Annotated in this window: 2 protein-coding genes, 1 rRNA gene and 1 pseudogene; all 4 read right to left on the reverse strand. The window is 66.7% G+C overall.

Annotation, left to right across the window (positions count from 1 at the left end; translation table 11 throughout):
• Positions 1-659, reverse strand: a pseudogene (locus tag E2651_RS42400) (acetoin utilization protein AcuC); the annotation flags it as partial.
• A complete protein-coding gene (locus E2651_RS42405; RefSeq protein WP_135336596.1) occupies positions 610-1,833 on the reverse strand; it encodes an MFS transporter in 1,224 nt (407 codons plus the stop codon). The gene E2651_RS42405 and the pseudogene E2651_RS42400, both read right to left, overlap by 50 nt.
• A gap of 83 nt (positions 1,834-1,916) precedes the next feature.
• The gene (locus tag E2651_RS42410) at positions 1,917-2,561 is read right to left on the reverse strand and encodes an HAD family hydrolase (RefSeq protein WP_135336597.1); all 645 of its coding nucleotides are present in this window, start codon (positions 2,559-2,561) and stop codon (positions 1,917-1,919) included.
• Between the two features lie 84 nt (positions 2,562-2,645).
• Positions 2,646-2,762 (reverse strand): 5S ribosomal RNA (gene rrf / locus E2651_RS42415).
• Between the last annotated feature and the right edge of the window lie 6 nt (positions 2,763-2,768).

Here is a 2,768-nt window from a genome sequence, read left to right on the forward strand (position 1 = left end):
GCCACATTCACGGCAGCCCCCTCCGCCGAGGAACCCCCCGTCTCCGAGGACCACCCCGTCTGCGGAAACAACGTCCGCGGATGCTCGTGCAACGAAATCGTCAGCACCCGGGGATCGTCCCAGAACGAGGCCTGCACCCCGTCCCCGTGATGCACATCCACATCCACATACGCGACCCGCTCGGCACCCAGCTCCAACAGCCGCGCGATGGCCAGCGACGCATCGTTGTAGATACAGAACCCCGAAGCGGCCCCCGGCATCGCATGGTGCAGCCCACCCGCGAAGTTGACCGCGTGCAGCGCTTCCCCACACCACACCGCCTCGGCCGCCCCCACCGACTGCCCGGCGATCAGCGCCGAAACCTCGTGCATCCCCGCGAAGGCAGGATCATCCGGAGTGCCCAGGCCATAACTGCCGTCCGCCGACGCCGGATCGGCGGACGCGGCCTTGACCGCCTCCACATAGTCCTCGCGATGCACGAGCCGCAGCGTCGAGTCACCGGCACGCTTGGCCGCGACGACATCCATCCCACGCTCGAGCCCGAAGGCACCGACCAGACTTCTGGTCAGCGCGAGCCGGACCGGGTCCATGGGGTGCTCAGGACCGAAGTCATAGCCCGTTACTGCCTCGTCCCACATCAGCTGTGCGCGGCCGCTCATGCCCGTCACCGTATCGGTCCGCTCCGGGGGCGAAGGACCGGGCGTACAACAAGGTCACGAGCACCAACACCATAGGAACGAGCATCGCCCCGCGGTAGTTCCACGCATCCCCCAGCGCACCCACCAACGGCGAACCGATCAAGAACCCCACGTAGTTGAAGACATTGAGCCGCGCCACGGCGGCATCCGAAGCCCCGGGGAAAAGCCTCCCCGCCGCGGCGAAGGTCTGCGGAACGATCACACACAGCCCGAGCCCGAGCACGGTGAACCCCAGGATCCCGGTCCACGCCCCCGGCGCCACCGCCACGACCCCGAACCCGAGCGCGGCCACCACCGACCCGACCCGCACCACGCCCACGGCCCCGAACCGCCGAACACCCAGATCCCCGAGCCCTCGCCCCAGCAGCGTCATGACCATGTAGACGTTGTACGGAACGGTCGAGACCTCCTCCGAGCTCCCCAGGACGTCCTGCAGATACTTCGCACTCCAGTTGGAGACGGTCGAGTCCCCGATGTACGCGAAGGTCATCACCAGACAGAGCGGAAGCAGCAGCTTGAAGACGACGGGCCTGCCCCTCCCCTCACCGCCGTCACCCACACCATCACCATCACCGGCATCGGCATCGACGTACCACCGACTCCCCACCAACGCGGCAGGCAGCAGCACCACGACCGCCGGCAGATACGACACGAAGAGCGAGAGATCCCAGTGCGCCCCCGCCCAAGCGATCGACGCCCCCGCGATCCCGCCCAGGCTGTACGCCGCGTGGAACCCGAGCATGATGCTGCGCCCGTACGCCCGCTGCAGGCTCACACCGAGCATGTTCATGGACGCGTCGAGCGCCCCCACCGCGAACCCGAACGCCCCGAGCGCCACGGCGACCTGCCACAAGGCGTCACCCGCGCCGACGCCGAGCAGCGCCAGGAGCACGACGGGCTGCGACCACCGCAGCACCTGGCTGGGCCGCACCCGCTTGACCAGCCACTCGGTGCCGACGCTCCCGACCCCGGCGAGGATCGGCACCGCGGCGAGGAAGACCGGCAACAGGCCGTCGGATATCCCGTAGCGATCCTGAATGGCGGGAATCCGCGTCACCAGCAACGCGAAGGTGACCCCCTGCACCAGGAAGCTCAATGCCAAAGAGGCCCTGCCGCGCCGCAGCTCGTCCGTCATGGCTGCTGAGCGTAGAACCCCTGGCTACCGGTGGGTAGATAGATCACCCACCCAACTTCCCGTGACGCGGCGATCCCTCACCGTCATACGAGCAGGTCAGCCAACTCTCCCATGTCCCCGAAGAGTTCAGTGGCCCCGGAAAGCCGCTCGGCGGGCGTCATCGCCGTGAACCCATATACATCCATCCCGGCGGCCACAGCGGCCCGCACCCCCAGTGGGCTGTCCTCGACCACCACACACTTCTCGGGCGCCACACCCATCCGCTCGGCCGCATGGAGAAAGAGATCGGGCGCCGGCTTGCCCCGCCCCACATCCTCGGAGCTGAAGATCCGCTCGTCGTCGAACCACCGATCGAGCCCGGTACGCCGATGCCCGACCCGAATCCGCTCATGGCTCCCGGACGAGGCCAGGCAGTACGGCACTCCGCCGACGGCCAGCTTCTCCAACACCCCGACGGCACCCGCCACAGGCTCCAGCTCCCGCTCAAAGGCGGCAAAGACACGAGAGTGGAAGATCGCGTCGAATTCCTCGGGCAGCCTCTGCCCAGTCCGCTCAAGAAGAAGGTCGTGTACGCGATGCATGGCAGCCCCCATGTAATCGCGCAGGGAGTCCTCGTACGTGGTGGGGTGACCGAGCTCGGTCAGATACCCGGCAAGAATGGTGTTGGAAATCGGCTCGCTGTCCACGAGAACGCCGTCATTGTCGAAGATGACCAGTTCGTATCGCATACCGCGACCCTAAACGCACCGCGACCTTAAACGCAGAAAACCCCCGCACCGTATCCCGGTGCGGGGGTTTCCCATTCAAAAATAGTTCGGCGGCGTCCTACTCTCCCACAGGGTCCCCCCTGCAGTACCATCGGCGCTGTGAGGCTTAGCTTCCGGGTTCGGAATGTAACCGGGCGTTTCCCTCACGCTATGACCACCGAAACACTA

Source organism: Streptomyces sp. MZ04, assembly GCF_004684775.1.
Classification (GTDB): Bacteria; Actinomycetota; Actinomycetes; order Streptomycetales; family Streptomycetaceae; genus Streptomyces.